Annotated in this window: 17 protein-coding genes; 4 read left to right on the top strand and 13 right to left on the bottom strand. The window is 74.0% G+C overall.

The features are described from left to right. Positions 1 to 263: 263 nt before the first annotated feature. Complete coding sequence (locus ACFWPT_RS27055) at positions 264 to 1,799, bottom strand: MFS transporter (protein ID WP_380484851.1); 1,536 nt, start codon at positions 1,797 to 1,799, stop codon at positions 264 to 266. 165 nt (positions 1,800 to 1,964) lie between these two features. On the opposite strand from ACFWPT_RS27055, the gene ACFWPT_RS27050 reads away from it, so the two are divergent. Both ACFWPT_RS27050 and ACFWPT_RS27045 read left to right on the top strand, forming a co-directional pair. Beyond that, the gene (locus ACFWPT_RS27050; RefSeq protein WP_380484849.1) at positions 1,965 to 2,687 is read left to right on the top strand and encodes a TetR/AcrR family transcriptional regulator; all 723 of its coding nucleotides are present in this window, start codon (positions 1,965 to 1,967) and stop codon (positions 2,685 to 2,687) included. Positions 2,688 to 2,927: 240 nt separating this feature from the next. After that, positions 2,928 to 4,379, top strand: coding sequence for an ABC1 kinase family protein (locus ACFWPT_RS27045; RefSeq protein WP_380378174.1), 1,452 nt, complete (start codon positions 2,928 to 2,930; stop codon positions 4,377 to 4,379). 118 nt (positions 4,380 to 4,497) lie between these two features. Here ACFWPT_RS27045 and ACFWPT_RS27040 read toward each other — a convergent pair whose 3' ends face one another. The 4 genes from ACFWPT_RS27040 to ACFWPT_RS27025 form a co-directional block, all read right to left on the bottom strand. Beyond that, the gene (locus tag ACFWPT_RS27040) at positions 4,498 to 4,743 is read right to left on the bottom strand and encodes a hypothetical protein (protein ID WP_079136258.1); all 246 of its coding nucleotides are present in this window, start codon (positions 4,741 to 4,743) and stop codon (positions 4,498 to 4,500) included. 149 nt (positions 4,744 to 4,892) lie between these two features. Further along, the gene (locus tag ACFWPT_RS27035; protein WP_371517211.1) at positions 4,893 to 5,261 is read right to left on the bottom strand and encodes a WhiB family transcriptional regulator; all 369 of its coding nucleotides are present in this window, start codon (positions 5,259 to 5,261) and stop codon (positions 4,893 to 4,895) included. 167 nt (positions 5,262 to 5,428) lie between these two features. After that, positions 5,429 to 5,875 (bottom strand): hypothetical protein, encoded by a 447-nt coding sequence (locus tag ACFWPT_RS27030; RefSeq protein WP_380341433.1) that lies wholly within the window; start codon positions 5,873 to 5,875, stop codon positions 5,429 to 5,431. 261 nt (positions 5,876 to 6,136) lie between these two features. Next, the gene (locus tag ACFWPT_RS27025; protein ID WP_079135640.1) at positions 6,137 to 8,404 is read right to left on the bottom strand and encodes an ATP-dependent DNA helicase UvrD2; all 2,268 of its coding nucleotides are present in this window, start codon (positions 8,402 to 8,404) and stop codon (positions 6,137 to 6,139) included. Positions 8,405 to 8,604: 200 nt separating this feature from the next. Between ACFWPT_RS27025 and ACFWPT_RS27020 the strand changes: the two genes are divergently transcribed. Next, entirely contained in the window at positions 8,605 to 8,862 is a 258-nt protein-coding gene (locus tag ACFWPT_RS27020; RefSeq protein WP_063347903.1) for a mycoredoxin, read from the top strand. Between the two features lie 112 nt (positions 8,863 to 8,974). On the opposite strand, the gene ACFWPT_RS27015 is transcribed toward ACFWPT_RS27020, so the two are convergent. The 6 genes from ACFWPT_RS27015 to ACFWPT_RS26990 all read right to left on the bottom strand — a co-directional run bounded on the left by ACFWPT_RS27015 (position 8,975) and on the right by ACFWPT_RS26990 (position 16,994). After that, positions 8,975 to 9,814 carry a GntR family transcriptional regulator gene (locus tag ACFWPT_RS27015; protein WP_363372614.1) on the bottom strand — a complete coding sequence of 280 codons (840 nt, stop codon included), beginning with the start codon at positions 9,812 to 9,814 and terminating at the stop codon, positions 8,975 to 8,977. Between the two features lie 210 nt (positions 9,815 to 10,024). Further along, positions 10,025 to 10,966, bottom strand: coding sequence for an NAD(+) diphosphatase (gene nudC / locus ACFWPT_RS27010; protein WP_208869073.1), 942 nt, complete (start codon positions 10,964 to 10,966; stop codon positions 10,025 to 10,027). 69 nt (positions 10,967 to 11,035) lie between these two features. Then, positions 11,036 to 12,439 (bottom strand): dipeptidase, encoded by a 1,404-nt coding sequence (locus ACFWPT_RS27005; RefSeq protein WP_063347906.1) that lies wholly within the window; start codon positions 12,437 to 12,439, stop codon positions 11,036 to 11,038. A 145-nt stretch (positions 12,440 to 12,584) separates the two neighbouring features. Beyond that, positions 12,585 to 15,464: an FtsX-like permease family protein gene (locus ACFWPT_RS27000; RefSeq protein WP_380484848.1), complete on the bottom strand. Its 2,880-nt coding sequence runs from the start codon at positions 15,462 to 15,464 to the stop codon at positions 12,585 to 12,587. Beyond that, on the bottom strand, positions 15,461 to 16,225 hold the full coding sequence (locus tag ACFWPT_RS26995) for an ABC transporter ATP-binding protein (protein WP_063347908.1): 765 nt from the start codon (positions 16,223 to 16,225) through the stop codon (positions 15,461 to 15,463). Before ACFWPT_RS26995 ends, ACFWPT_RS27000 begins: the two co-directional genes overlap by 4 nt. Positions 16,226 to 16,361: 136 nt before the next feature. Continuing rightward, complete coding sequence (locus tag ACFWPT_RS26990; protein WP_380484846.1) at positions 16,362 to 16,994, bottom strand: PadR family transcriptional regulator; 633 nt, start codon at positions 16,992 to 16,994, stop codon at positions 16,362 to 16,364. A 78-nt stretch (positions 16,995 to 17,072) separates the two neighbouring features. On the opposite strand from ACFWPT_RS26990, the gene ACFWPT_RS26985 reads away from it, so the two are divergent. Next, entirely contained in the window at positions 17,073 to 18,044 is a 972-nt protein-coding gene (locus ACFWPT_RS26985; protein ID WP_363372609.1) for an endonuclease/exonuclease/phosphatase family protein, read from the top strand. 178 nt (positions 18,045 to 18,222) lie between these two features. Here the strand turns inward: ACFWPT_RS26985 and ACFWPT_RS26980 are convergent, their stop codons facing one another. Further along, positions 18,223 to 19,410 carry a PP2C family protein-serine/threonine phosphatase gene (locus ACFWPT_RS26980; RefSeq protein ID WP_079135641.1) on the bottom strand — a complete coding sequence of 396 codons (1,188 nt, stop codon included), beginning with the start codon at positions 19,408 to 19,410 and terminating at the stop codon, positions 18,223 to 18,225. Positions 19,411 to 19,601: 191 nt separating this feature from the next. Continuing rightward, on the bottom strand, positions 19,602 to 22,820 hold the full coding sequence (locus ACFWPT_RS26975; RefSeq protein ID WP_380378182.1) for a UvrD-helicase domain-containing protein: 3,219 nt from the start codon (positions 22,818 to 22,820) through the stop codon (positions 19,602 to 19,604). Between the last annotated feature and the right edge of the window lie 29 nt (positions 22,821 to 22,849).

Raw genomic sequence — 22,849 nt, 5'->3', positions numbered from 1 at the left:
GCCTGGGGCAGGGCGCGGGCCATGCAAGGCGGGGATCCGCTGTTGCCAGCGGGAGGTGGTGGGCGGGAGGCGGGGAGGGTGGGGGGCGGGGAGGGTGGGGGGCGGGGGGGGAGGGGGCCCCAGAGATCAGGCAAAGAACCACGCGCAGGAAGTCGGCCCGCCCGACTTCCTGCGCACCACCGCCCCACCCCACCCCACCGAAGGCCGGTGCCCCAAGGGGCACCGGCCTTCGCGGCGAGGTGGACCAGCCAGGTCCAGCGGAGTCAGGCGGCGATCCCGGTGTCCTCCACCGACGCCCCTGCCACCGGCTCCCCCGCCGCCGTCCCGGCCTTCCGGTCGCGCATCACCAGCGTGGCCACCACCGCCGCCGCCAGCACCCCGATCGCGCTGATCGTGAAGGTCGTCGACATCGCCGAGGTGAAGGCCTCCCGGACGGTCCGGACGAGCCCGGCGTCCCCGTTGGCCAGTGCCAGCGCCCCGCCGACGGAGTGCTTCGCCTCCTCCGGCATCCCGGCGGGCATCTCGGCGGCGAAACCGCTCGACAGCAGTGAGCCCAGGATGGCGATGCCGAGCGCGGTGCCGGCCTGCTGGATGGTGTCGTTCAGCGCCGAGCCGACGCCCGCCTGCTCCGGCGGGATGGTGCCCATCAGCGCGCCCACCGCCGCCGGCATCGCCAGGCCCGCGCCGAGGCCGAGCAGCCCGAGGGCGACCGCCGGGACGGTGAAGCCGGTGCCGGCGGTGACGGTGGTCAGCAGGGCGAAGGAGGCGGCCATGACGAGCATCCCCGTGAGGATGAGCAGGCGGTTGCCGATCGTGGCGGCGAACTTGGCGCCGACCCCGTTGCCGATCAGGGCGGCGATGGCCAGCGGCACGAACGCGAGGCCCGCCTTGACCGGCGAGTAGCCGAGCACGAACTGCAGGTACTGGGTGAGCACGAGCAGCAGGCCGCCGTTGCCGATCTGCACCAGGGTCAGCGACAGCGAGCCCCCGCTGAAGTTGCGGTGTTTGAAGAGCGCCAGCGGAACCATGGGCGCGGTGGTGATGTTCTCCCACGCCACGAACCCGCCGAGCGCGAGCACCGCGATGGCCAGGGTGACCAGGGACTGGCCGCCGAAGGCGCCGTGCTGCGGGATCTCGATGATCCACCAGACCAGGGCGGTCATGCCGGCCGCGGAGAGCACCGCGCCGAGCGGGTCGGGCTTCTGCCACGGGCCCTTGGACTCCGGCATCAGCAGCAGGCCGGCCAGGATCGCCAGGGCGACGACCGGGACGTTGATGAAGAAGATCGAGTGCCAGGAGAAGTGGTTGATCAGCACGCCGCCGAGGACCGGGCTGCCGACCAGCCCCAGCATCGCCACCGAGCTCCAGGCGGCCATCGCCTTGTTGCGCTCGTCCTCGTCGAAGACGGTGATGAGGATCGACAGCGTCGAGGGCATGATCAGCGATCCGCCGACGCCCATGGCGACCCGGGCCGCGATCACCTCGCCGGGGTTGGTGCAGAAGGTGGCCGCCAGGGAGGCCGCCCCGAAGAGCAGCAGCCCGATGATCATGATCTTCCGGCGGCCGAAGCGGTCCCCGAGGCTGCCGGCGGTGAGCAGCAGCCCGGCGAAGACCAGGACGTAGGAGTCGAGGATCCACTGGGTGTCCTGGGCGCTGGCGCCGAGGTCCGCCGTCATCGAAGGCACGGCGACCGTGAGCGCCATGCTGTCGACCACCAGGACGAGCGAGCTCAGGCACAGCACGATCAGGATCCACCAGCGGTGCGGATTGCGGCCCTCGGTCGCGTTGAGCGCTGTCATCAGCCACCCCTCCATTCTGCGCACACCGTTCCCCCGGTGCGCACCCCGTTCCTTCATTGCGCACACTGTACGCATGTCGGAACAGCGCGCGCAATATCCGACTCCTGTACGCTCAATGCGAACGGTGTACGCAGCGAAGCAGGAGCAGAGGGAAGGGGAGCCGCCATGGCCGCCGAAACGAACCCGATCCCGTCCGTATGGGCCCGTCGGCAGCGCGAGCCCGACCAGCCCGCACTCAGCCGGGCCGCGATCGTCCGCGAGGCGATCACCATGCTGGACGCCGAGGGCATCGAGGCCCTGAGCATGCGCAAGCTCGCCACCCGGCTGAACGCGGGCGCCACCTCCCTGTACCGGCACGTGGCGACCAAGGACGAGCTGATGGAGCTCGCGGTGGACGAGGTCTTCGGCGAGATCACCCTCCCACCCGCCGACAGCCCCGACTGGCGCGCCGCCGCCACCGAGGCCGCCGGCGCCTTCCGGGCGACGGCCCTGCGCCACCCCTGGCTGTCGTCCGTCCTCGGCCAGGCCGGCCTCGCCCACCTCGGCCCCAACCTGCTGTCCTACGGCGAGCGGCTGACCGCCTTCTTCACCTCGGCCGGCTTCCCCGAGCCGGTCCGGGCGATCGACACGGTCATCTCCTACGTCGTCGGCATGAGCACCACGGAGGCGGCCTGGCTCACCACCGTCGCCCGGGCCGGTGAGAGCGAGGCCGCGTTCGTCGCCCGGCTGATGCCCGCCGCCCGGGAGGCCACCGCGGGCTTCGCCCACCTCGCCGCCGCCTACTCGGCCGCTTCCGCGGACCCGGACCCGGCCGCCACGCGCGACACCAAGTTCGCCTACGGCCTCGCCGTGGTCCTGGACGGCCTGGCCCTCCGTCTGCCCCGCTGACCCGCCGGCCGGACGACCCGCGGGCACTCCACTCGGCGCGCAGCCACCGCCCGCCCACCACGCCGGGCCGACCGGACCAAGCCGTCCAACTCCCCCGCAAAGGGACAGCGGTCGCGGCCCACGTACGGGCGCCCCCTCCCCGCCTGGCGAAATACCGGCGGTCGCGGGGTGGGGAGCGGGCACAATGGCCTAGTGATGGTGGGCCGTCCGGTGTCGGGGGGCCAGGGAATGGAGGCCCGGGTGAGCGATCTTCCGCGCAAGGCAGTGACCCGCACGGCACGGCTCGCCGCCCTGCCGCTGGGGATAGCCGGACGCGCCACACTCGGTCTGGGCAAGCGCATCGGCGGGCGCTCCGCCGAGGTGGTGACGGCCGAGCTCCAGCAGGCCACCGCCGACCAGCTGTTCAAGGTCCTGGGTGAACTCAAGGGCGGGGCCATGAAGTTCGGGCAGGTGCTGTCCGTCTTCGAGGCCGCGCTGCCCGAGGAGGTCGCCGGGCCGTACCGGGCCGCGCTCACCAAGCTGCAGGACGCCGCTCCCCCGATGCCCGCCGCCAAGGTGCACACCGCGCTCGCCCAGCGGCTCGGGGACGGCTGGCGCGAGCTGTTCCGGGAGTTCGACGACCGGCCGGCGGCGGCCGCCTCGATCGGGCAGGTGCACCGGGCCGTCTGGCACGACGGGCGCCGGGTCGCGGTCAAGGTGCAGTACCCGGGCGCGGGCGACGCGCTGCTCGCCGACCTGACGCAACTGAGCCGGGTGGCCTGGCTGTTGGGCCCTCTGATCCCGGGGCTGGACATCAAGCCGCTGATCGCCGAGCTGCGCGAACGGGTGTCGGAGGAACTGGACTACGAGCTGGAGGCGCAGGCTCAGCGCCGCCACGCCGAGGAGTTCGCCGGCGACCCGGACATCGTGGTGCCCGGCGTGGTGGCGCAGGCCGACCAGGTGCTGGTCACCGAGTGGATGGACGGCACCCCGCTGGCCGAGGTGATCACGGGCGGCACCCAGGAGGAGCGAGACCGTGCCGGGCAGTTGCTGGCCCGGTTCCTGTTCGCGGGCCCGTCCCGGACCGGCCTGCTGCACGCGGACCCGCACCCGGGCAACTTCCGGCTGCTGAAGGACGACGGCCCGGCGTCGGGCTGGCGGCTTGGGGTGCTGGACTTCGGCACGGTGGACCGGCTGCCGGGCGGGCTGCCCGCGCCGATCGGGGCGTCGCTGCGGATGGCCCTGGACGGCGACGCGGCGGGCGTGCTGAAGATGCTGCGCGAGGAGGGCTTCGTCAAGCCCTCGATCGAGCTGGACCCGGACGCGGTGCTGGACTACCTGCGGCCGATCATCGAGCCGGCCGCCGTGGACAGCTTCCACTTCACCCGGGCCTGGATGCGCGCGCAGGCGGCCCGGATCGCCGATCCGCGCTCGCCCGCCTACAACCTGGGCAAGCAACTGAACCTGCCGCCCGCGTACCTGCTGATCCATCGGGTGACGCTGAGCACCATCGGGGTGCTCTGCCAGTTGGGCGCCCAGGCGCCGTTCCGGGCGGAGATGCTGGCGTGGCTGCCCCAGTTCGCCGGTCGGGAACCGGCGGGGACGGCGAAGCCGGCCGACCCAGTGGGGACGGCGAGACCGGCGGGGACGGCGAAGCCGGCCGGTCGCAAGCCGGCAGGCGGCGAGCCCGCCAACCGCACCCGCAAGAGCTGACCACAACGCCCCCGACGACCGCAGGCCGCTCCCCGTGACGGGGGGCGGCCTGCGGCACGACGGGGGTGGAACGCGGGGAGGCCCCGCGCCGCGACGACAGCCGCGACGACAGCCGCGGCTACATCAGGGCGACGGCGATCGCCTTGCGGGCCCGCAGCGAGGCGCGCTCGGCCCGCTGCTTGAGCCGGCGGGCCCGGGCGACCCGGGTGACGAGGCGTTGGTGCTCGGCCTCGTGCAGGCGCTCTTGCATATGGGCCCGGGCCAGGGATTCGTGGAGGAGTTGCATTTCGAGGGTCCTGTTCTGGATCTGAAGTTCGGTGGTCTGCTCAGCGCGGACGGTCGGATCGATGGCGGCGGCGGTCATGTGGTGGTCCTGCTCGTGGTGCGTGCTCGGGAAGGGGGCTGGCCGGGCTGCGTCGGCCTTGGCGGCGGCGATCCGGACGGAACGGCGGAGGGAGCTGTCCAGCAGGGGCTGCTCTCCCCGGCGGACGGCCCTGGCGCCGTGGGCGGGGTTCACGCCATGACCTCGGTCTTGCGCGGACGGCCACGCGGCCGCTTGCGGGCCACGACGACACCCTGGACGAAGAGCTCGCCACCCCAGACGCCCCACGGCTCGCGCCGCTCCAGCGCACCGGTCAGACAGGCGTCCTTGACCGGGCAGGTGCCGCAGAGGGACTTCGCGTACTCGACGTCGGCGGGCGTCTCGGCGAAGAAGACCTCGGGGTCGAAGGCGCGGCAGGGGATGGGGAGCCCGAGCGCCTCGGCCTGCTCGATGGAGCTGATCTGCATGGAAAGAACCTCCGGGGGGTCGGCCTGGTCGGCCTTGGTGATCTGGCTTGTCGGCGGTACGGACGGGATGGGCGGCGTGATGACCGTGGACACTGTGGCGTCTTCCTCGTCTTTTCAGTGGTTCCGGCCCAGATGGCTGGTGGGTCTGGGCCGGAGGCCCCGGGGGGCCTGGGTGGTCTTGCGTACCGGACAAAACAGAAGGGCCGCGGATCCCGGTGTGACGGGTTCCGCGGCCCTGGAGGTGCCGACCTGAGGCTTACTCAGGTTCGTTCTCTCCAGGGTTCAGGCCCGCGGAAGGCCCGCATCCGGATGGCCGTGGCGCCCGCAAAGGCGGCCATGGCCTGGTTAATCTGCTGCTCGTTCTGCTTCTGGGTGCTTCCGGCACCGACGACCTGCGCATAGTCGCCATGCATGGCGGCTGCTACGACTGCCTTCGGTGCCTGGGTCGGTCGCTCATCACGCAGGGAGCGCGACGTGCCGAACGACGCCCAGTCGCCGGACAGACCGGCCTCGACGGAGGTGCCTTCGACGTTCCTGCCGCCCGCGGCGCAGACATCAGTGTGTCCAAGGCCACTGACAGCGGGGACGACGGAGACACCGGTGGTGTCGAGACCCAGACCGGTTCCACCGAGCTCGGCGAGCGCCCGCAGACGGGCGGCACGCAGGGAGGCAGCAACAACGGTCTGGCCAGTCATTTTGGTGATCATGATGTTTCCCACTGTCATCGCCTCCTCTCGGCGTCTCGCGGAGCCAGGTCGCCCCGGCTCCGAATGTTCGGATGTCTGTCTCGGTGAAGCTGTTGGGTGCAGGGGATTCGGCACAGGTGTCACCCCGTGCGATCTCGTCCCCTTGACCGCTCCGGCAGGCTATTGCGCTCCCGGTATGCCGCGCAAACTATTTTTCACGGCGGGTTCGAATGTCCCCCGAGCGGCCCCCGGGAGACTCCCCTGGACCGCGCCCGGACCGGCTCACGCCGGATCGACCGGCTCGCCGTCCTCGACGCCGTCCGGATCCTCCTCGGGCTCCTCCCCCGCACACAACGAGAGCACGGCCGCCCCGTACTTGTCCAGCTTCATCGCACCGACCCCGGAGATCACGGCCAGCTCCTGGCGGCTGGCCGGCACGTCCTCGGCGATGGCCATGAGCGTGGCGTCGGTGAACACCACGTAGGCCGGCGCCCCCTGCTTCTTGGCCTGCCGGGCCCGCCACTCGCGCAGCCGCTCGTACAGCGCCTCGTCCATCGTGGACGGGCAGCTCTCGCAGCGGCGCAGCTTGCGCTCGACCGCCTCGGTGAGCACCTTCTCGCAGACCCGGCACTTGACCGGGCCGCGGACCCGCCGTCCGGCGGAGCGCTCGCCGGGCTCCACGCCCCCGCGCCCGCCCCGCCCGCCGGTGCGTGCGCCGGGGGCGCTGGAGCCGGGACGCAGCCCGTCCAGGAAGCGGCTGGGCTTGCGGCTGGCCCGGCCGCCCGGGGAGCGGCTGAGCGCCCAGGAGAGGGAGAGGTGCCTGCGGGCGCGGGTGACGCCGACGTAGAGGAGTCGGCGCTCCTCCTCGATCTGCTCGTCGGTCTTGGCGTAGATGATCGGCAGGGTGCCCTCGGTGAGGCCGACGAGGAAGACGGCGTCCCATTCGAGGCCCTTGGCGGCGTGCAGCGAGGCGAGGGTGACGCCTTCGACGGCGGGGGCGTGCTGGGCGGCGGCGCGGGCGTCGAGTTCGGCGACGTAGGCGGCGAGGTCGGCGCTGTGGCCGGCGGCGGTGCGGGTGCGCTCGAACTCCTCGGCGAGCCGGACGAGGGCGGCGAGGGACTCCCAGCGGTCGCGGACGGCGCCGGAGCCGGCGGGCGGTTCGGCGGTGAAGCCGCGGGCGGCGAGGACGGCGCGGACCTGGCCGGCGAGGTCGGGGGCGTCGGCGGTGAGCGGGTCGGCGCCGGCCCGGGCGGCGCCGCGCAGCAGGACGCCGGCGTCGCGGACCTCGGGGCGTTCGAAGAACCGCTCGGCGCCCTTGAGCTGGTAGGGGACGCCGAGGTCGGCGAGGGCCTGCTCGTAGACCTCGGACTGGCCGTTGGTGCGGAACAGGACGGCGACCTCGCTGGCGCGCACGCCGGTGGCGAGCAGGTCCTTGATCCGGCGGGCGGTGGTCTCGGCCTCGGTGGGCTCGTCCTCGTACTCGGTGTAGACGGGTTCGGGGCCGGCCTCGCGCTGGGAGACGAGTTCGAGGCGGTGGCGGGCGGCCTCGCCACGGGCCTGGCTGAGCAGTCCGTTGGCGAGGTGGACGACCTGCGGGGTGGAGCGGTAGTCGCGGACCAGCTTGACGACCGTGGCCTCGGGGTGGTGGGTGCGGAAGTTGAGCAGGTAGTCGGGGGTGGCGCCGGTGAAGGAGTAGATGGTCTGGCTGGCGTCGCCGACGACGCAGAGGCTGGCGCCGCCGCCGGGGCCGGTCCACTGGTCGAGCAGCCGCTGCTGGAGCGGCGAGACGTCCTGGTACTCGTCGACGGTGAAGTGCCGGTACTGGGAGCGGACCTGGTCCGCGATGTCGGGGCGGTCCTCCAGGATGGCGGCGGTGAGCAGCAGGACGTCCTCGAAGTCGATGACGCCGCGGCGGCTCTTGGTCTCCTCGTAGACGCGGTAGACCTGGGCGGTCTCGGCCGGGTCGCGGGGGGCTTCGCGGCCGGACTTCTGGACGGCGGCGGGGTAGTCGTCGGGGCCGAGCTGGGTGACCTTGGCCCATTCGATCTCGGCGGTGAGGTCGCGCAGTTCGGTGCGCTGGACGCGCAGGCCGCAGCGGCCGGCGGATTCGGCGACGAGCTGGACCTTGCGTTCGAGCAGCTGGGGCACGGGGCCGCCGACGGCGCGCGGCCAGAAGTACTGGAGCTGGCGCAGGGCGGCGGCGTGGAAGGTGCGGGCCTGGACGCCGTCGGCGCCGAGTTGGCGCAGTCGGCCGCGCATCTCGCCGGCGGCGCGGGCGGTAAAGGTGACGGCGAGGACCTGCTGGGGCTGGTACACGCCGCTGCGCACGCCGTAGGCGATCCGGTGGGTGATGGCGCGGGTCTTGCCGGTGCCGGCGCCGGCGAGGACGCAGACGGGCCCGTGCAGGGCGGTGGCGACGGCGCGCTGTTCGGGGTCGAGCCCGGCGAGCACGGCGTCGGGGCCCGTGGCGGCGGTGGGGTCGGCCCAGAGGGAGCCGTGGGGGCCGTCGGACGGGCTGCCGCTCAAGAGGTCTTCCTGCATGCTTTCCATCCTCTCAGCCCGCTGGGACAACGGGGGCGGGGTTGTCCACAGGCACGGTGTGATCGCAGGATGATCGCTGCGCACCGGGGCGCGCGGGGCCGTTCGGGCGCCGTCGTGGTGCGACGGAGCGCGGCCGTGCGGAATGACCGTCGCGCGGTGGGCGTTCCTGCCCTGAGACCGTACGCCCTCTTCCTGAAGGAGCCTCCTCGATGTCCGGCAGCGTGACGATGTACAGCACGACCTGGTGCGGGTACTGCAACCGACTCAAGAGCCAGATGGACCGGGAGGGGATCGGTTACACGGAGGTCAACATCGAGGAGGACCCGGCGTCGGCGTCGTTCGTCGAGTCGGTCAACGGCGGCAACCAGACCGTGCCGACGGTGCTGGTGACGCCGAACGCCGGCGGCGAGCGGGTCGTGATGACCAACCCGAGCCTGCTGCAGGTGAAGAAGGCCCTCGGGGTCTGAGTGGTCCGAGCGGCCCGCGCGGGCTTGAACGGCCTGAACGGTCCGAGCGGCCCGCGCAGGCTTGAACGGCCTGAACGGGGCCGGCCCGGCCCGGGGTCCGGGCCGGCGCGCGTCACTGCGCGTCGGCCCTGGCGGGGTCGACGGGTGCGGCGGGCGCGGGCAGGGTGGCGCGCGCGCCGAGGTCGCCGATGCCGTAGACGAGCCGGCTGCGGTCGGCCGAGTAGCGGGTCTCGATGACCCGGACGGGCCCGCGCCGGTCGTAGGTGACGCGGGTCTGGACCATCAGCGGCACGCCGGGGCCGCCCTGGAACCACTGGGCCTCCTCGGGGCCGGGCATCCGGGCGACCAGGTGGTCGACGGCGCCGATCTCGGTGCGGCCGAGTTCGTTGAGGACGGCCTCGTCGCCGCCCTCGACCGGGTCGGGTTCCATCAGCGGGGTGCCGGCGGCGAGTCCGGCCCGGTAGTGGCTCTCCTCGATGGAGTACGGCTCGCGGTCGAGCAGGCGCAGTTGGCGGCGGACCACGATGGCCTCGCCGGGGCGCAGTCCGAGCCGTTCGGCGATGTCGACCCGGGCCCGGACGATCATCATCTCGAAGTCGGTGGTGAGTTCGCGGCCGGCTTCGGCGGCCTCGCCGAGGTAGACGGCGGAGGGCACGGCCAGGCAGTCCCGGGGGGCGGGGGCCAGGGTGGGGCCGTAGGCGCGGTGGTCCAGGACGGGGTGTTCCCGCAGGTAGGTGCCCTTGCCCTGGAGGCGGACCAGGCGGCCTTCGTTGACCAGGACGTCGACGGCGAGCCGGACGGTGTTGCGGGCGACTCCGTACTGGCGTTCCAGTTCGCTCTCGACCGGGAGTGCGGCGTCGGCGGTGAACTCGCCCTCGGCGATCCGGCGGCGCAGGTCGGCGGCGAGACGCTGGTATTTGGGGGATTGGGCGGTGCCCCGGGGGATTGTCACCCGAGTGAATGTAGCGAGCGCGATGGCGGGGTTTCAGCCGTTTCCGGCAATGTCGTCCGCGCGGGTTGACGACGGCCGCGGGGTGGCGGGTGGCGGTAGCAGAACTGGCCCGTCCGGCCACGAACATCTGATCGTGTCGGATTCGGGAAGGAAGGGAAAAGAAAAACGGGGGCGCGCGGGATAACCCGCACGCCCCCCATTCGTCGGGGATTACCAGCGCGCCGCCGACGGCAGCGGTCCGCCGTACCAGAGCTCGACCAGGTGGCGTGCGATCGAGATCCCGGAGGGCGGCAGGATCTCCCCCGCCTCCATCCCGGCCCGCAGCTCGTCACGGGAGAACCAGCGCGCCTCGGCCAGCTCCTCGCCGTCCACGGTGATCGCCGTGCCGCCCGGCAGCGCCCGGCCCGTGAAGCCGAGCATCAGGCTCGACGGGAAGGGCCAGGGCTGGCTGGCGACGTAGCGCACCTCGCCGACCCGCACGCCGGCCTCCTCGTGCACCTCGCGCACCACCGCCTGCTCGATCGACTCCCCCGGCTCGACGAAGCCGGCCAGGGTGGACCAGCGGCCCTCCGGCCACAGCGCCTGGCGGCCGAGCAGGCAGCGGTCCTGCTCGTCGGTGATCACCATGATCACCGCCGGGTCGGTGCGCGGGTAGTGCTCGGCCGCGCAGGAGGTGCAGCGCCGCACGTGCCCGGCGCCGGCCTTCTCGGTCGGGTGCCCGCAGCGCGAGCAGAAGCTGTGCAGCCGGTGCCAGTGCTCCAGCGCGACGGCGTGCACCAGCAGTCCGGCGTCCCGGTCCGACAGCAGCGCGCCGACCTCGCGCAGCCCGGCCGGGCGGGCGTCGCCGTCCAGCCGCCCGGGCAGGCTCTCCCCGGCCAGCGCGAAGTACGAGACGCCGTCCTCGTCGGTGCCGAGGAAGTACCGGTCCCCGGTCTGCGGCGCCTCGAAGGAGGGCATCAGCACGAGTTCGGTGCCCTGCGCGGTGTCGACGACGAACGCCTCGCCGCCGGCGATCGGCAGCACCCGGGTGGCCGGGTGGCTCCAGGCCGCGGCCAGCCAGGGCTCGTCGAGCCGGTGCTCGGCCGCCCGGTCCACCCCGGCCCGGGCCAGTGCCAGGTTCAGTGGGCGTTCGGTCTCAGGCACGGTGCTCACTTCGTTCCATCCCCACGTGATGAATCATCCGGATGAGTGATCTGACTGCCATGGTGTGCCCGCGCGGGATCACGCGCCGGGCCGGAAGTTCTCGGCCAGGTCCCCCCACAGGTACGCGGCCGTCTCCACGCCCTTGGCCAGCAGGTCCAGTTCGACCTTCTCGTTGACCGAGTGCCAGCCGTCCGAGGGCACCGAGATGCCGAGGAACAGCACCGGCGCGCCGAGCACGTCCTGGAGGTCGGCGGCCGGGCCGGAGCCGCCCTCGCGGGTGAAGAGGATCTTCTGCCCGAAGGCCCGGCCCATGGCGCGGACGGTGGACTGCAGCGCCGGGTGGTCCAGCGGGGTCAGGCAGGGCCGGGTCGCGCCCGGGAAGGTCAGCTCGTGGCGGACGCCCTCGGGCACCCGCGCGGCCACCCACTCCCGGACGGCCTCGCGCACCTTCTCCACCTCCTGCCCGGCGACCAGCCGGAAGGACAGCTTGAGGTGCGCCGAGGACGGCACGATGGTCTTGCCGCCGGGGCCGGTGTAGCCGCCCCAGACGCCGTTGACCTCGGCGGTCGGGCGGGCCCAGACCCGCTCCAGGGTGGAGTAGCCGGCCTCGCCCCGGGTGCCGTACGACTTGGCGACCCTGAGCCACTGCGCCTCGTCGAAGGGCAGTTCGGCGAACAGCTCGCGCTCGCGGTCGGTCAGCTCGATCACGCCGTCGTAGAAGCCCGGGATGTCCACCCGGCGGTCGGCGTCGTGCAGGCCGGCCGCCAGCTCGGCGGCGACCTGCGCCGGGTTGGGGACGGCGCCGCCGAAGGAGCCGGAGTGGATGTCGGTGTCCGGGCCGTACAGGTCGATCTGGGCGTCGGCCAGGCCCCGCATGCCGGTACACACGGTCGGCGTGGTCTCGGACCACATGCCGGTGTCCGAGATGACCACCACGTCGGCGGCCAGCCGCCCTGCCTCGCGCCGGACCAGGTCGGCGAAGTGCGGCGAGCCGGACTCCTCCTCGCCCTCGATCAGCAGCTTGAGGTTGACGGCCGGCGCGGTGCGGCCGGTCGCGGCCAGGTGGGCGCGCACGCCCAGGGTGTGGAAGAACACCTGGCCCTTGTCGTCGGCCGCGCCGCGGGCGAACAGCCGCCCGCCGACCACGGTCGGGGTGAACGGCTCCGTCTCCCAGCCGTCCTCCTTCGCGGCGGGCTGCACGTCGTGGTGCCCGTAGACCAGGACGGTCGGCGCGGACGAGTCCCCGGAGGGCCACTCGGCGAACACTGCCGGCAGGCCGTCGGTCTCCCACACCTCGGCCACCGGGAAGCCGGTGTCGCGCAGCTTGGCGGCCAGCCACTCGGCGGAGCGCCGCACGTCGCCGGCGCGGGCCGGGTCGGCGGAGACCGAGGGAATGGCCAGCCACTCGGAGAGGTCGGCGAGGAAGCCGGCCTGGTGCTGGTCGATGAAGGAGCGGACGACGCTGTCCGGAGTTCTCGTCATACCGACGACTTTAGTTCGCCCGTGCGGGTGCCCGCCCCGGCCGTCCGGCTGCCGGGCGCCGTTGGGGCTGTAACCTCCGTCACCCCCGCCCGCGCCCCCGGATTGGAGGGGGCGCGGACGGGGGTGACGGGAGGGTGCACGGACCTCAGCCGGAGCGGCGCAGCAGCGAGATCCGCGAGCGGGTGAGCAGCGCGGCCAGGCCCGCCGCGAGCAGCGGCAGCGCCACCACGGTGAACCCGATGGTGAGCCACGGGAGGACCACGACCGACTTGTTGGCGATCATCTCGGCGGGCATCCCGGGGACGGTGGCCGCCGCACCCTGGACCTTGCGCAGGGCCACCGCCGGCACGATCCCGCAGACGGTGCCGAGCAGGGTGCCCATGGCCGCGATCACCCCGCACTGGAAGCCGGACAGCGTACGCCGGATCCGGGGCTCGGCGCCGACCGCCGCGAGGGTGGTCAGGTCGCGCTGGGAGTCGGCGGCGGCGAGTCCGGTGGCGATGCCGGCCGCGCCGAGGGCGACGATGCCGGCGAAGATCGACAGCCCGAGGCCGATCAGGTCGGCCCTGGACTGGTAGCCGCGCTCGATCGAGAGGACCTCCTGGTCGGTGAGCTTGGCCAGCGCCCCGTTGGCCTTCTGCTGGGAGCCGTCGGAGGGGGAGCTGTCGGGCAGCCAGACCGAGCCGGTCGGGGCGGTGGTGAGGCCGAGCCGGGTGGCGGTGTCGGGGCTGATCACGGCCTGGCCGCTGGCCGGCACCGCCGCGGACGCGAGGACGGCGTCGACGGAGATCTCGGTGTGGCCGCGCTTCCTGGGGGACGGCCCGTGGGACGACCCGTCGGTCTCCTCCATCGGATCGTTCAACTCGACCGCGATCTTGCCGTCCTTGAGGTAGCGCGCGTCGAAGACCACGGCCTTGCCGGCGGCGAGGGCCTGCCCGGCGGCCGGGTCGGTGACGCCGTAGAGGTTGTGCAGCAGGGTGGCGTCGCCCGCGGAGAGGTTGCTGAACTGGTTGCCGCGGTGGCCCGAGACCTGGCAGCGCGGGTCGGTGCCGAGGATGCGCTCCGTCTCGCTGGTGCTCCGCTCGGTGTCGTCGAGGACGGGGCAGCGCAGTTCCTCGGGCAGCGCGACCTGGATGTAGCCGCAGCTGCTGCCGCCGTCGGCGCAGTCGCCCTTGTAGTTGACGCGCTGGACGTCGGCGCGCGGCCCGAGGGCGGGGATGTTGCGTTCCACCGCGTCGCGCATCTGCGGCAGCAGATTGCCCTCGGAGGCGGGCAGCCAGCCGCTGCCGAGCAGGACGGCGCCGGAGGGGGCGGCGGCGGTGTACTCGCGGCGGTTCCCCTCGTCGTAGCTGGCGAGGTAGACGCTGACCGCGACGGTGCCGGCGACGGCGGCCATCACGGCGGCGACGGCGGGCGCGGTGCGGCCGCGGTGGCGCACCGAGTCGCGCAGGGCGAGCCGGGGGCCGAGCGAGAGCCAGCGGCCGAGCCGGCCGAACAGGCCGACCAGGTAGGGCGTCAGGGCGACCATGCCGAGTTCGGCGACGGCCGAGCCGCCGAGGACGGACAGGCTGCGGTTGGCGAAGCCGCTGGTGGCGCCGAGCAGGGCGAGCGCGGAGCCGCCGCCGAGCATCAGCAGGCCGACCACGGCGAGCCTGCGGCTCGGGGGCTTGAGCGAGTCGCGGCCGGTGAGCGCGGCGACGACGTCCTGGCGGGAGGCCTGGACGGCGGGCACGACGGCGGCGAGCAGGCCGGTGACCAGGCCGACCAGGAGCACGCCGAGCAGGTCGAGCGGCTGGAGGTTGAAGTGGCCGAAGCGCTGGCCGGCGTACTCCTCGGCCCGGGTGCGCAGCAGGGCGACCAGGCCGATGCCGAGTCCGAGGCCGACGACGGCGCCGGTGACGCCGAGGACGATGCCGCCGCCGAGGACGACGGCGCGGATGTTGGCGCGCTCACCGCCGCCGGCGGCGAGCAGGCCGAGCTGCCGCCGGGAGCGCCTGGCCCCGACGGCGAAGGCGGGGCCCGCGAGGAGGACGATCTCCAGCAGGGCCATGCCGACGACGGTGGCGAGGATGACGACGGAGGTGCGGTCGAGGTAGCCGGGGGTGGGGCCGCCGCGCTTGTCGGCCTCGACGTAGTAGGGGACGTCGGCGCGGGCCGGCGGGTCGAGCAGGACGGCGCGGGAGGCGAGGGCGAAGCCGTAGCCGCCCAGTTCGGTGACCTTGGGCCAGTCGAGGGTGGCGCCGGCGGGGAGCTTGACGAGCCAGCGGGTGGGCGCGTCGGTGCCGGCGTTGCGGCTGCGGTCGGCGCCGGGGAGCTTGGCGAGCTTGCTGATCAGGGTGCCGGGCCGGGCGATGATCTCGGTGGCCGTCAGTTCACCGGGGTACTCGACGACGCCGGTGATGGTGAAGGGGCTGTCCTCCAGGCCGCGGACGGCGGTCCGGTCGCCGATCTTGAGGCCGGAGCGGGTGAGGAAGTCCCGGGTGACGGCGGCTTCGCCGTCGGTGGCGGGGGCGCGGCCCTTGACCAGGTTGACGCGGCCGTTCCAGACCGGGTCGGTGAGGTCCAGTTCGGTGGTCCCGGTGCTGAGCAGGCCCTGGGAGCTGCCGGCGGCGATGTAGGGGCCCTGCCGCTCGGGTACGAGGGTGGCGCCGGGCGGGAGCAGCTGCTTCGCCAGTTCGGCGGGCTCGGTGTCGAGGCTGCGCTGCTGGGCGGGGGTGTGCTGGGGGGCGGCGCCGTTCTTCGCCTCGTCCTTGGCGCTCTTGGTGGTCATTCCCTTGTCGGGGTCGGGCGCCTGGAGGACGGTGGAGCCGCGTTCGACCATCTGCAGTTCGCCGGCGGCCTGGCCCATGACGCGCACGACGTGTTCGGCGGGTTCGAGGTCGGCGCTGCGGAAGACCACGTCGGCGCCGGTGACGCCGAGGACGGGCAGCGCGACCATGGCGATGACCAGGGCGCTGCGGCCCTTGGCCCGCAGGGCGTCGCGGCGGGCGATGCGCAGGGCGACCCGCCAGGCGCTGAGCTTCACTCGTCCACCTTCATGCTGTTGGTGGCGGCGCTGACGAGCAGGCTGGCGGCGTCCTGGCTGACGCTCTCGTCGACCATGCGGCCGTCGCGCAGGAAGACCACGCGGTCGGCCCAGGCGGCATGCCGGGCCTCGTGGGTGACCATCATGGCGGCGGCGCCGGCGTCGCAGCGGGCGCGCAGGACGGCGAGGACGGCCTCGCCGGTGGTGGAGTCGAGGGCGCCGGTGGGCTCGTCGGCGAGGACGAGGCGGCGCTCGCCGATGAGGGCGCGGGCGATGGCGACGCGCTGCTGCTGGCCGCCGGACATGTCGTCGGGGAAGCGGTCGGCGAGCTCGGGGATGCCGAGCTCCTCCAGGGCGGCGAGCGCCTCGCGGCGGGCGGCGCGGGCGGAGAGGCCGTCGAGTTCGCGCGGCAGCGAGATGTTCTCGCCGGCGGTGAGGGCCGGTATCAGGTTGTAGTCCTGGAAGACGTAGCCGATGGAGCGGCGGCGGACCTGGGCGAGCCGCTTGCGGTTGAGCCCGCCGAGGGCGACGCCCTCGACGAGGACCTGGCCCGTGGTCGGGGTGTCCAGTCCGCCGGCGAGGGTGAGGAGCGTCGACTTGCCGGAGCCGGACGGGCCCATGACGGCGACGAACTCGCCGGGGTGGACCTTGAGGTCGATGCCGCGCAGGGCTTGGACCTCCGCGGCGCCTTGGCCGTGGACTCGGGTGACGTTCTCCAGGTGCAGTACCGGCGTCTGCCGGGCCGGGTCGGTGTGGGACATGGTTCCCCCCTTGTGCTGGTGGTGGGCTCGGCGTCGGGTCCGGGCCGATGGTTCGGGTGGCCGCCGGGGTCAGGTGCGTCAGCGGCGGGCGGGGTCGGGTACGTGGGCTACGGCGGGCGCGGTCGGGTGCGCGCGGTCAGGTGCGCGAGCGGCGGCGGGTGGGCCGGGCGGCCGTGGCGCCGCCGTCGCGGGCGGCTTCGGCGGCGCGGGCCTGTTCGGTCTCCACATGCTGGTGGAGCCGGGTCTCGCAGTGGTCGAGCCAGCGGATCTCGGCCTCGGTCTGGAAGATCAGCTGGTCGAGGACGAGCAGCCAGGCCAGGTCGTTGCTCGCGGAGGGCGCGATGCCGGGCCGTGACTCCCCGGCCAGCGCGCGGCCCTTGAGTCGGGTGTAGTCCTGGAGTGCCTTGATGCTGTGGCGGCGCTGGCCCTGGACGACGGCGGAGACGTCCACCCCGGGGACGGTGACGGCCATGGCGAGCTTGATGGCCAGTTCGTCGCGCGGGGGGTTGGTCCGGGGCACCGGGGTGTCGAACCAGGCCCGCAGCTCGGTGCGCCCCTCCTCGGTGACGGCGTAGAACTGGTGGCCCTCGTCGTCCTCTCCGGCGGGCTCGACCAGGCCGTCCCGCTCCAGTCGGGACAGCGTGGTGTAGACCTGCCCGACGTTGAGCGGCCAGGTGGCGCCGGTGCGCGCCTCGAACTCGGTGCGCAGTTGGTAGCCGTAGCGCGGGCCCTGGTCGAGCAGGGCGAGCAGACCGTGTCGGATGGACATACTCAGTATGTATACCCGGTATGCCCTACAGGCTCAAGCCGCGCCCCCTCCCCCGGCGAGCGGGTACCGTCGTGCGGTGTGAGCCAGTTGCGCATCGCCACCTTCAACCTGCTGCACGGTCAGCCGCTCGCCCCGGACGGCGCCCCGCGGCCCTACCCCGCCGACGCCGGCGGGCCGCTGGCGGAGGCGGTGGCCGCGCTGGACGCCGACGTACTGGCCCTGCAGGAGGTGGACCGCCACCAGTCCCGCTCCGGCGGCACCGACCAGGCCGCGGTGGCCGCCAAGGCCATGGGGGCCGCCGACTGGCGGTTCGCCGCCGCCCTGCACGGGCGCCCGGCGCCGGTCGCGGGCTGGGTGCCGGAGCCCTCCGTGCCCGGCGGCCTGCGGGTGTACGGGCCCGGCGACGTCGGCGACGGCGCCCCGCCCTCGTACGGCACCGCGCTGCTGACCCGGCTCCCGGTGCGGCACTGGCGGGCCCGCCGGTTCGCCCCGGCTCCGTTCGGGCTGCCGCTGCGGGTGGCCGGCCGGCGCGGGCTCACCCCGGTGCCGGACGAGCCGCGGGCGGCGCTGGCGGCCGTGCTGGAGGGCGACCACGGCCCGTTCACCGTGGTGGCGGCGCACCTGTCCTTCGTCCCCGGGTGGAACATGGCGCAGCTGGCCGGCATCCGGCGGTGGATCGCGGACCTGCCGCAGCCGTACCTGGTGCTGGGCGACTTCAACCTGGTCGGCGCGGTGCCGCGCACCGTCCTCGGCGGGGCGACCGCGCTGGAGCGCACCGCGCCCCGGGCGCGGGTCCGGGAGCTGCGGGCGGCCCGGCGGGCCCGGCCGGCCCTGGCCGAGCCGCGCCGGCGCCGGGTGCGCGAGCCCCGCCCCCGGCTGCAGGGCTGGTACGACCTGGCCCGCACCCCGACGTACCCCTCGCACCGCCCGGCGGTGCAGTTCGACCACGTGCTGGCGGTCGGCGTGCCGCGCGCCGCGGTCGGCCCGGCGGCGGCGCCGCGCGCGGCGGTGTCGGACCACCGGCCGCTGCTGGTGGAGGTCTCGCTCTAGGTCCTGTCCGGTCGATCTTGGCGGATCAGCCCGCGGCGTTGGGCGCCCGGCTGGGCGTGCGCCCGGATCGTCCTCGTACTGGGTCGTACTTGGGCGATTCGGGCGTGCGTCCAGGCGGGATGCCCGGAGTCGCGGGCCCGGCAAGATCGGCCGGACAGGACCTAGGTCCTGTCCGAACCTAGCGCTGGCGGGACAGGATGCCGTGCTGGTGCGGTAGTTGGGGGCCGGCGGCGGGGGCCGGCGCGTACTGGAGGAGCAGCATGGCCGCGTCGTCGCCGAGTTGGCGGCCGACGTGGCGCACCACGTCCTCGTGCAGGCGCTGCAGGACGTCCGCCGGGCGGCCGTCGGCGCAGCGCGGGAGGCGTTCGGCGAGCGGGTAGAAGGCGCCGGAGCGGTCGCGGGCCTCGATCACCCCGTCGGTGAACAGCAGGACCCGGTCGCCGGGCCGCAGTGCCACCCGGTGCACCGGCGGCCGGACGTCGGCCGGGTCGAGGACGCCCAGCGGCGGGACGGTCTCGGCGAGTTCGAGCGGCCGGACGTCCCCGCCGCGCAGCAGCAGCGGCGAGGGGTGGCCGCAGTTGACCAGTTCCGCGGTGCCGTCCGCGCCGACGCCGATCAGCACCAGGGTGACGAACTCCTCCTCCACGCCGGGGTGGTCGTTCTCGTGCAGGGCCCGGTCGAGGCTGACGGCCAGCCAGCCGGCGACCCGGTCCAGTGCGGGCTCCTGGTGCGCGGCCTCGCGGAAGGCGCCGAGGACGGCGGCGGCGGTCTCGACCGCGCCGAGGCCCTTGCCGCGGACGTCGCCGACCACGGCCCGCACCCCGTGCCGGGTGTTGACCACCTCGTACAGGTCGCCGCCGATCCTGGCGTGCGCGGCGGCGGCCTCGTAGTGGACGGCCGCCTGGACGGTGCCGACCCGCTCGGGGACGGGCCGCAGCAGCACCCGGCGGGCGATCGAGGCGACGAGCTGGGCGTCGGCCAGCGCCCGCTCCTGGCGCAGCCGAAGGGTGGCGCTGACCCAGCCGATCAGGGCGACCAGCAGGATCGCGAAGACGCTGGCGGCGTGCACGGACTGGTCGAGGGCGTCGCTGCGGAAGGCCATCAGGAAGGCCACCGCCTCGGTGAAGAGGCCGATGGCGAGCGGGTACCAGGTTCGGTGGCTGACCACGGCGGCCAGCGCGGGGACGGCGGTGAGGGCCGGTTCGACCGTCACCTCGGTGTTGCTGACGAAGTCGAGGGCGACGATCAGCGCCATGCCGATGAAGGGCAGCGCGAGCGCCGTCCTCGGCCAGGTGCCGGTCGTGCCCGGAGCGGGTCCCGGGGTCGGCCCGGTGAACCGCTCTCTGATCCATCCGGTCGCGCTCAACGTCGGTTACTCCAGCAGAAGACGCCGATGCCCGGGGGCACCTGCGGTGATGACTGAGGGTTAGGGAATGCGGGCCTCGCTGGCGGCCGGAGCACGGGGGTTGACCGGTTACCGACCCCACAATAGGCACGAAACGTGCATGGCGCACAGGTTTCGGGCGCTGCCGTGATGACTTGAATGCTCTGCGTGACTCATTCTTCACTGTTCCCGATCAGGAGCCGTTCCAACTCTTTTCGGTCGGGAAGTCCTGTCGGACGGACGATCCGCCCGCTGCGGACGTACAGGAAGGAAGCCGTGACCTGCTCCGGCGGAACGCCCGCCTGCTCGGCCCAGGCGATCCGGTAGACCGCGAGCTGCAACGGGTCGGCGGTCTCCTCGCGGTGGGTCTTCCAGTCCACCACTTCGTAGCGTGACGCGCCACCGGTTACTGACGTCACGTCACCGTCCCGGTACACCGCGTCGATCCGGCCGCGCACCACCCGCCCCCCGAGCACCAGCTGGAACGGCGCCTCCACCCGGTGCGGCCGGCGCTGGGCGTACGGGGTGCGCAGGAACGCCTCCTTGAGCCGCTCCAGGTCCTGCTCGTCCTCGATGCCGTCGTCGTCGGCGCCGGGCAGCGCGCCCGGCTCGATCAGCAGCAGCGGTTCGATCCGGGACTGCACCCAGGCGTGGAAGCGGGTGCCCCGCCGGGCGGCCGGCTGCGGCGGGCGCGGCATCGGCCGGGCCAGGTCGCGCGCGAAGCCGTCCGGGTCGGCGGCCAGGCGCAGCAGTTGGGTGGCGGACAGCGCGGCGGGCAGCGGCACGTCGCGGGCGGTGCGCCGGGAGCGCTCCAACTCGCCCAGCAGCGCAGTGAGGTCGCGGTCCCAGGAGGCCGCCTGGCGCTGGTCCTCGGCGGCCATCGGCTCGGGTTCGGGGGCGGGCGCGCCGGCCAGCCGGGCGTGCACCACCTCGGCGACCCGGCGGCGGGCCAGCTGGGCGGCCGGGTCCAGCGGCAGCGGCCAGGGGCGCTCGACGGGATCGGCCAGCGCCGGGTTCTCGGCGCCCTTCTCCGGCTGCTCGGCCCAGTGCTCGACCTCCCCGGCGCCGGGCCGCTCGCAGTGCTCGCGCAGCTGCTCCAGGAAGGCGGACGGGCCGCGGACGGTCTTCTGGCTGGGCCCCCACCAGTGCCCGGAGGCCAGCAGCAGCGTGCGCGGGCGGGTGAACGCGACGTAGCCCAGGCGCAGTTCCTCGGTGCCGGAGTGCTCGGCCAGCTGCCGCTTGAACGCGGTCATGGCCTTGCCGTCCCACCCGCCGCGCACGTCGGGCAGGGTGTCCGCGTCGCCGCGCAGGGCGTGCGGGAGCACCCGTTTGCTGCTGGTCCAGCGCTCGCGCGAGGTGGTGGACGGGAACGATCCCTTGACCAGGCCGGGGACGGCGACGACGTCCCACTCCAGGCCCTTGGACTTGTGCGCGGTGAGCACCTTCACGGTGTCCTCGCCGCCGGGCAGGCTGCTGTCCAGGCCGCGCTCGTACTCCTGGGCGGCGCGCAGGAAGCCGAGGAAGGCGGCCAGGCCGGGGTCGCCGTCGAGGTCGGCGAAGGAGGCGGCGACGTCCAGGAAGGCGTGCAGGGTCTCGCGCCGCCGGGCGGCCAGCGCCTGCGGGGAGGCGGCGAGTTCGACCTCCAGACCGGTGACGGCCAGCACCCGGTGCAGCACGTCCATCAGCGGGTCGGCGAGCGAGCGGCGCAGGTCGCGCAGCTCCTGGCCGAGGCGGGCCAGGCGGACCCTGGCCTCGGCGGAGAAGGGCAGTTCGTCGGGCTGCTCCGCGTCGAGGAAGGTCTCCACCGCGTCGGCGAGCGAGACCACCTCGGTGGGGTCGGCCTCGGCGACGGCCGCCGTCAGCGCCTCCACGCCCTCGGGCCGGTCGGTGCGCACCAGGTCGGCGGCCCGGCGCCCGAGCAGGGCGAGGTCGCGCGGGCCGATCCGCCAGCGCGGGCCGATCAGCAGGCGCACCAGCGCGGCGTTGGCGGTCGGGTCCTGGAGCACCTCGCAGACCGCCACCAGGTCGGCCACCTCGGGCAGTTGCAGCAGCCCGCCCAGGCCCACCACCTCGACCGGCACCTCGCGGGCGACCAGGGCGGCGTGGATGTCCGGGAAGGCCGCGCCGCCGCGGCACAGCACGGCGATCCGGCCGGGCGCGGTGCCGGTGCGCACCAGGTGGGCGATCGAGTCGGCGAGCCAGTCGACCTCCTCGGCGTGGGTGGGCAGCAGCGCCGCCCGCACGTAGCCGTCCTGCTCGGCGCCGGGGGCCGGGCGCAGCGCCTCGACGCCCTCGTGCATGGCCCGCAGCGGCGCGGCGAGTTCGTTGGCGAAGGCGAGCAGCCGGCCGCCGCTGCGGCGGTTCTCGCTGAGCGCGTAGCGGGCGGCGGGGCGGCCGTCGGCCTTCGGGAAGTGCCGGGGGAACTCGTCGAGGTTGGCGACGGAGGCGCCGCGCCAGCCGTAGATCGCCTGGCAGGGGTCGCCGACGGCGGTGACGGGGTGGCCGGCAAAAGGATGGCCGGGACCGGGGCCGGCGCCGAACAGGCCGGCCAGCATCAGCCGCTGGGCGACCGAGGTGTCCTGGTACTCGTCGAGCAGCACGACCCGGAACTGGCCGCGGAGCAGCGCGCCGACCTCGGGCCGCTGCTGGGCGAGCCGGGCGGCGGCGGCTATCTGGTCGCCGAAGTCCATCAGCCCGGCGGCGTGCTTGCGGCGCCGGTAGTCCTCGACCAGGCGCAGCAGTTCCAGCCGGGCCCGGGCGGTGGCGGGGACGGCCCGCAGGTCGTCGTTGGTGAGCTTGACGGTGGCGAGGGTGTCCAGCAGGTCCTCGTCGTGGGCGCGCAGGGTGTCCGGCTCGACCAGGTGCTCGGCGAGTTCGCCGTCCAGGGCGATCAGGTCGGCGACCAGGTTGGCGAAGGTGCCGGTGAGCGCGGGGAACGGGCCGCGGGCGGTGCGCAGCACCTTGGCGGCGAGCTGGAAGCGGGTGGCGTCGGCGAGCAGCCGCACGTCGGGTTCGATGCCGATCCGCAGGCCGTGCTCCTTGAGCAGCCGGCCGGCGAAGGCGTGGTAGGTGGAGATCTCCGGTTCGCCGAGCGGCTCCGCGGCGTCCTGCCCGGTGACGCCGGCCCGCAGCAGGGCGGTGCGCACGCGTTCGGCGAGTTCGCCGGCGGCCTTGTTGGTGAAGGTGAGGCCGAGCACCTCCTCGGGCCGGACGGCGCCGGAGCCGACCAGCCAGACCACCCGGGCGGCCATCACCGTGGTCTTGCCGGAGCCGGCGCCGGCCACGATCACGGCCGGTTCCAGGGGGGCGCCGATGGCCGCCATCTGCTCCCGGTTGAACGGGATGCCCAGCAGCTCCTTGAGCTGGTCGGGATGGCTGAGCACGGCGGTCACCCCGCAACGTTAACCGGAGCGGCGGACAA

Origin of the sequence: Kitasatospora sp. NPDC058478 (genome assembly GCF_042720345.1) — a bacterium.
Classification (GTDB): domain Bacteria; phylum Actinomycetota; class Actinomycetes; order Streptomycetales; family Streptomycetaceae; genus Kitasatospora.
The sequence above is the reverse complement of the archived record's forward strand: the minus strand, read 5'-3'. Positions and strand labels throughout refer to the sequence as shown.